Raw genomic sequence first — 6,076 nt, forward strand, 5'->3', positions numbered from 1 at the left:
GAGAAATCCCATGGTTACCCGATTGCTAATGGCCGCAGTCTTCGCGGCACTCTCGATTAGCGCAGCGTCGGCCGCCGAGCCGCCCCACGGCAAGGTGACGGTGGTGTTCGATCGTCCCATTCCCAACATCCCTGGCAAGAGCATGAGAGGCGTGGTCGTCGAGTATGGGCCGGGTGCCGCATCGCCGGCCCACACCCACCCGAGAACGGCGTTCATCTACGCAACGGTGCTGGAGGGCTCGTTTCGCATCCAGGTCAAAGGCCAACCGGAAAAGATCTACACCGTCGGCGAAAACTTTGTAGAGGAACCGGGTTCCGTGCACCTGGTCAGTGCCAACGCCAGTGACACTCAACCGGCTCGCCTGTTGGCGGTGTTCGTTCTCGACACCGACGAAAAAGTACTCGTGACACCGATTAAAAAGTGAATCACGAAAAAGCCCGGCTGTTGAGGCCGGGCTTTTCGTTGAGTCCTGCGGTAAAACACTGCATTCAGACAGCGCGGCTTTCGATCAGACGATCCGAACCGCCTTCGGCAACGCGGTTTTGCAGGAGCTTGTCAGAGCCGCCTTCAGCGACGCGGTTTTGCAGGAGCTTGTCAGAGCCGCCTTCAGCGACGCGGTTTTGCAGGAGCTTGTCAGAGCCGCCTTCAGCGACGCGGTTTTGCAGGAGCTTGTCGGAGCCGCCTTCAGCGACGCGGTTTTGCAGGAGTTTGTCGGAACCACCCTCGGCCACACGGCTTTCAATCAGACGATCCGAGCCGCCTTCAGCGACCACGGGTTGAGCAGAGGTAGCGGCGAAAGCGTTAACTGCGAAAACCGAGAAAGCGATGCTGAGGAGGGTTTGGCGTTTCATGATGGTGTGCTCCGGGGTGCTTATGGGTTGGTATGGAGCAGATGTTACGCCGGGGATTTTTTAAGAGAACTTCATTGAGATGATGGTGACTATCGACGCAGTCAATGGTGGATTCGCTGATCTCTGTGGGAGCGGGCTTGCTCGCGAAGGCGTTGTGTCAGTCGACAACATTGCTGGCAATGCCGACGCATTCGCGAGCAAGCCCGCTCCCACAGGTTTTCATGTGCCTGACAACGAGGCTCAAGCCTCACTGATCTGACTCACACTGGTGATCTGCCCATTCCAGACCATCTCGTAATGCGCCGTCTGCACAATCGACGATACCGGCCTCGGCGTCATCAACGCCCAGCAATGACTGCCCGGCATGCGCACCGAGTGATACCGCAAACCCGGACAACCGGCATCCCGCACCGCCCGCCCCAGGACACGGGAATGGCTGTAGTCGTCCGGCGCATACACCGGATCGCTCATCGGCAAGGCCGCGGCATCCTTCATCCCGCCATCGCCAAACGCACAGGCCAACCCGCGAAACACAAACCGCTCATAGTTCAGTCTCGGTACCTTCGACCAATACAGACCCTGGTGATGCCTTACCTCAGCCAGCGCCGCCTCCATCGAATCCGCCAGGTACAACACGCCAAAACTGCCATCACTGAAACGCGAACCCGCCGGGTTCACATGAGTAAACGGCGCAATAGCATAAGAACAACCGGCAATTCCGAACGGAATCTCGCTGCGCGCAATCAACTCCAGCTGACCCACCTCATTCCTCAATCGCGGATTGGTCAGCGCCTGAATCTCGAACAACACCTCGAATTCATCCGCGTCCGCCACGTCATCGAACAACGCAATAGGCGGAAACTTCGAATTGACCAAGCGATAAGCCTGCAACGACCCACCTGCAAACACCGCCAGCTCACTCGCCATCACCATAACGCACCCCGCAGCATGTCGATGCGGCGGAAGGTTTCATACAGCGAAATCATGTCGCCCTGGGCCATGATTTCCAGCGGCGAACGCCCGTTGAAAAATTCGTTGTCATTGGCCATCGAGGCAAAGCCATAGACGTTATCCGGGTTGTCGAACACCAACCGCAACGTCGCATGCATGTTCAGCACAAAGCTGATGCGCTGCATCTGGTCCGCATCCAGCGCCACCGCCCAATCCGGGTCGCGCTGCCGAGCGCGGGTGTAGGTGCTGCGGGAGATGCGCAGGATGCGACAGGCCTGGTCGCTGGTGGCTTTCCACTTTTCCAGAATGCTCACGGCGGCGCGCAGGCCGGTGACGCATTGGTTTTTGGTGAAGGATTGAGCTTGGATGGGGACGGCCATGTTTGTGTGCTCTAATTGCATCTGTAGATTCAAATGTAGTTTGAATGAATCTGTAGAGCAATATTGTCGCGACCAGTGGGTGCGCACACTCAAACACAACGGGCACCTCGCAGGCGCCCGTTTTTGTGGATTGATCACCTCAACGCATTATTGATCCAAAGCCTGAGTTACCGCTTGCCCAGCCACCGTCGTTTTCCCATGGGGAATAAACGCCGCACTGCCATTTTCCTTTGAATGAAACAACCGCGCGCCGTTGTTGGGTTTGGTGGTGATCAGTTGATGATCGACCGTCAGATAACTCAGCGGCAACTGATGGATGTCCTTGTACTGCTCCACGATGATCGTGCGTTCCGGATTCCAGGTCTCGCCACTTTTCTTTTCCAGCCACGCCATCAGTGCAGCACTGTCGCCGGTTTGTGGAATGTCCGAATCCGGGAGCACGTAATAGAACGGCGAGCCGTGATTTTGCAGGTACATGGGCAGCTTGTTGTCGACATCCACCAGCACCATGCGCCATTCATTCCACGGCGCCGTCTTGATGGCTTCGGCACGCACATCCCGGGTGAACTGCATGACACCGCCGGCACCGCCGTTGGTCCAGGGATAGACTACGCCCAGGACCAAAAACAGAAACCCGGCCGCCCCGGCAATACCCTTGGTCCAACCGGGCTCGCCGGCTTTACCGGTCGCCTGACGCGCGGCCATGCGCCGGGTGACCCACCAGGCCGCCAGCAACTGCGCAAACGGTACCAGCGGCAATACGTAATAGCTGCGCCGGCTGCCACTGGCGGTGAAGAACAGGAACAGCAAGCCGAGGCCCAGGATCAGCCAGCGAACATTGGCTTCGGTGTGCTTCCAGCTGCGCACGGCCACCCACAAACCGAGCATCCAGCAGGGCGCCCAGGGCAGGGTGTAGACAGGCAGGTAAAGCAGATAGGTATAGATCGGGCCAATGTTGTCGAACGGCTTGAAGAAACGAACCACGTTCTCCTGAAACACCAGGCCCAATCCGCTCGGCCCATAAGTCGGCGTGCCATAGCGGTGGGACAGCAGGAACGGCAGCATGTACACCACGCCGCCCACCAGCATCGCCAGAAACAGTCGTGGGTTGAGATGGTTTTTCCAGCGCTTCTCACTGAGCAGATGCGGCAACAGCATCAGCCCCGGCAGGATGAACCCGATCAAGCCCTTGAACAGCGAGGTTAGCGCCAGCATCAGGAAAAACACGCTGTACCGACTCAGCCGTGTGTCGTCTGGGCCGCGCCAATACCACCAGACCGCCGCCAGCACACCGCAAACCGTCAGCACGTCCGCCGTGGCGACCCGCGCCCAGAACACGAAAAAGAACGTCGTCGCCAGAAACCAGCCGGCAATCAGGCCAGTGCCTTTGCGATAGAGCCGCTCTCCGATCAAATACACCAGCCAGACACTCAGCCACGCCGCCAACACCGAAGACAAACGCAGCGACCAGTGCCCGAGGCCGCCCATCAAATGGGCAGTGGCCGTAATCAACCAATAGGAAGGCAGCGGCTTGTCGTAATAGGGCATGCCCTTGAGGTAAGGGTCGAAGTAATCGCCGGTTTGCAGCATTTGCAACGCAATGTTCGCCCAGCGCGTTTCAGCGCCCCAGAGCTCCCTTGCGCCCAACCCGAACAGCAAAAGAAATGCGGATACGCCAAGCAGAAGGATCAGCGCACCCCGGTCACTTTTCAGAAACCTGACTAACGAATGGTTCATCACTATTTCGCACGTTGCGCTCGCCGTGGCGACGCTGGAGCAACAAGGCTATCGGGCGAAATGTGATGGGATTGTCAGTAGATCGAGAACAAACCATTAGTGCGGAAGGGAAGGTGTGCGCCCAATCCGTTGAAATCAGGCCGTGACCTGCAGGATGAAAAATTGTTCATGCCGATCACGGCTCCCATCATTGATGAAACGTCCGCCCCAGCGCATCCAGGCGCGTGGCAATCGGCGGTAGTTGACGACTGCTCAGCGCCAGCGTCTGCACATCATCCGCCGTGTTCTGCGCAATGCTCTGCACCGACTGCAAGCGCCCGACAATCTCGAAACTCGCCGTGGATTGTTCGCGGGTTGTCGTGACAATCCGCCCATTGAGCTCATCGATGTGCGAGATGTCGCTGCCAATGGCCTGCAACATCGCCGCCGCCAACTGACTGTCCTCGACACAGCGCTCCACCCCTTCGCGACTGTCCTGCATGGCCTCCACGGCTTTGCGGCTGCCTTGCTGCAAGGCCTCTATGATGGTCCTGATTTCCTTGGTGGACACCGCCGTGCGCTGCGCCAGGCTGCGCACTTCATCGGCCACCACGGCAAAGCCCCGGCCTTGCTCGCCGGCGCGCGCCGCTTCAATCGCCGCGTTGAGCGCCAGCAAGTTGGTTTGCTCGGCAATGCTGCTGATCACCTCCAGCACTGTACCGATCTGCTGAGCCTGCCCGGCCAGCACCTGCACGGTCTGGTTGGTGCCTTCCAGGCGCGAGGCCAACTGAGTGATTTCCTGTTGCGCCCGGTTCACGCTTTCCTGCCCGCGGCTGATCTGCACGCTGGCCTGGCCGGCATGTTCAACGGCATGCTCGACATGCACCACGATGTGCTCCATTGCATCGCCCATGCGCTGCATCGACCCGGTCATCTGCGCGATTTCCGTCAACTGATGCTTGGCGCCTTTCTCCAGCGTATTGCTCGCCTTGGCCAACTCCTGGCCCAACTGACCCAGACCCTGAGAATCACGCACCACGCCGTCCACCAGCGCCGTGATCTGCATCAGGAATTGATCGAAACGCTGCGCCAGCGACACATGCACCCGCGCCTTGTCGCCCTTACCCGTATCGACTGAAAGCTGTGAAGTAGCGGCGAGCATCTTGTCCAGCATGTCCTGGCTCTCCACCGCATCGGCCTGGCTGTGCACCGCCAGATAGAGCAAAGCGACCGTCTCCATCAGTACATAGAAAGCGTGCACGAACACCATCGTCCAGCCCCCGTGATGGGCCATCACAAACACCGGAAAACCCTGATGCTGCAGCACATGAAACACCACGTGATGCAGCGCAATCGTCAGCGCCGCCACCAGGATCGGCAGCCAGTCCCGATAAAACGTCAACACTGCCAACAACGCAAAAATCCCGAAGTGCGACTCAATGACCCCCTCGGCCTGATTGATGTGCAACGCCGCCATCACCATCAAGCCCACGCCGAGCAAACAGCGCATCCACCGCGACCCGCCGATGGCGCGATACAGCAGCGTCAACAACACACTGGTACCACCGCCCACCAACAGCGCCTGCTTGAATGTGTCGTGCCAGAACGCCAGGCCCACCGCGAACACGAACATCAGCCAGATCAGGCCCAGCATGACGCGGTCGGCTTTGCGGTAGTGGTCGAGGAAACGAGGGGGGAAGGGCATGTACGCTTACTCCATGTATTCGAACCGGGAAGAAGCAGGGGTTGGACTGATACCGGAAGACAAGCCTGTCACTGTGGCGAGGGAGCTTGCTCCCGCTGGACTGTGCAGCAGTCCCTTTGTTGGGGCCGCTTCGCAGCCCAGCGGGAGCGAGCTCCCTCGCCACAGGTTTTATCGCTTTAGCCTTGGAGGCAAATCGATTGCCGGCATGGTCGCGGTGTATTTGAGAAACCGTGGAGAGCGTAGCCCTTGGCCATCATTCTTGGCCGGTACGACGTCGCGGGTGGAAAACAAAGTCCGATATAGAGGCAAGTAATGCTGAAGTGACGGGGAGTACGACGGGTTCCCCTGCAAAGCCTGTCGTGCACCCGAGGTCCTTACGACTTCTTCGGCGGATAGTTACCGCGCAAGCCTCCGGACTTGTTACCGGTTTTGCTCGGCAGGTTCGGCACGAACGGGCGGGATCTGGGCTGGGG

At 59.0% G+C, this 6,076-nt stretch carries 6 protein-coding genes; 1 reads left to right on the forward strand and 5 read right to left on the reverse strand.

The annotated features are described in order from the left end of the window. Nucleotides 1-10: 10 nt before the first annotated feature. Nucleotides 11-424, forward strand: coding sequence for a cupin domain-containing protein (locus KGA88_RS21500; protein WP_110660400.1), 414 nt, complete (start codon nucleotides 11-13; stop codon nucleotides 422-424). A gap of 64 nt (nucleotides 425-488) precedes the next feature. Here KGA88_RS21500 and KGA88_RS21505 read toward each other — a convergent pair whose 3' ends face one another. The 5 genes from KGA88_RS21505 to KGA88_RS21525 form a co-directional block, all read right to left on the reverse strand. Beyond that, nucleotides 489-851, reverse strand: a complete 363-nt coding sequence (locus tag KGA88_RS21505; protein WP_223594173.1) for a hypothetical protein — start codon at nucleotides 849-851, stop codon at nucleotides 489-491. A gap of 240 nt (nucleotides 852-1,091) precedes the next feature. Further along, the gene (locus KGA88_RS21510) at nucleotides 1,092-1,784 is read right to left on the reverse strand and encodes an RES family NAD+ phosphorylase (protein ID WP_110660398.1); all 693 of its coding nucleotides are present in this window, start codon (nucleotides 1,782-1,784) and stop codon (nucleotides 1,092-1,094) included. Further along, nucleotides 1,778-2,182, reverse strand: a complete 405-nt coding sequence (locus KGA88_RS21515; RefSeq protein WP_223594176.1) for an antitoxin Xre-like helix-turn-helix domain-containing protein — start codon at nucleotides 2,180-2,182, stop codon at nucleotides 1,778-1,780. The genes KGA88_RS21510 and KGA88_RS21515 overlap by 7 nt, the downstream gene beginning before the upstream one ends. A 147-nt stretch (nucleotides 2,183-2,329) precedes the next feature. Continuing rightward, on the reverse strand, nucleotides 2,330-3,919 hold the full coding sequence (locus tag KGA88_RS21520; protein ID WP_223594178.1) for an ArnT family glycosyltransferase: 1,590 nt from the start codon (nucleotides 3,917-3,919) through the stop codon (nucleotides 2,330-2,332). Nucleotides 3,920-4,106: 187 nt separating this feature from the next. Next, nucleotides 4,107-5,603 carry a methyl-accepting chemotaxis protein gene (locus KGA88_RS21525; RefSeq protein WP_223594180.1) on the reverse strand — a complete coding sequence of 499 codons (1,497 nt, stop codon included), beginning with the start codon at nucleotides 5,601-5,603 and terminating at the stop codon, nucleotides 4,107-4,109. Between the last annotated feature and the right edge of the window lie 473 nt (nucleotides 5,604-6,076).

The sequence above is a fragment of the Pseudomonas sp. A-R-19 genome (genome assembly GCF_019956575.1).
GTDB lineage: Bacteria > Pseudomonadota > Gammaproteobacteria > Pseudomonadales > Pseudomonadaceae > Aquipseudomonas.

Excerpts from the sequence above, each read along its gene's own strand:
- KGA88_RS21510 (WP_110660398.1), bottom strand. The coding sequence starts at position 1,784 with ATGGTGATGGCGAGTGAGCTGGCGGTGTTTGCAGGTGGGTCGTTGCAG.
- KGA88_RS21505 (WP_223594173.1), bottom strand. The coding sequence starts at position 851 with ATGAAACGCCAAACCCTCCTCAGCATCGCTTTCTCGGTTTTCGCAGTT.
- KGA88_RS21500 (WP_110660400.1), top strand. The coding sequence starts at position 11 with ATGGTTACCCGATTGCTAATGGCCGCAGTCTTCGCGGCACTCTCGATT.
- KGA88_RS21525 (WP_223594180.1), bottom strand. The coding sequence starts at position 5,603 with ATGCCCTTCCCCCCTCGTTTCCTCGACCACTACCGCAAAGCCGACCGC.
- KGA88_RS21515 (WP_223594176.1), bottom strand. The coding sequence starts at position 2,182 with ATGGCCGTCCCCATCCAAGCTCAATCCTTCACCAAAAACCAATGCGTC.
- KGA88_RS21520 (WP_223594178.1), bottom strand. The coding sequence starts at position 3,919 with ATGAACCATTCGTTAGTCAGGTTTCTGAAAAGTGACCGGGGTGCGCTG.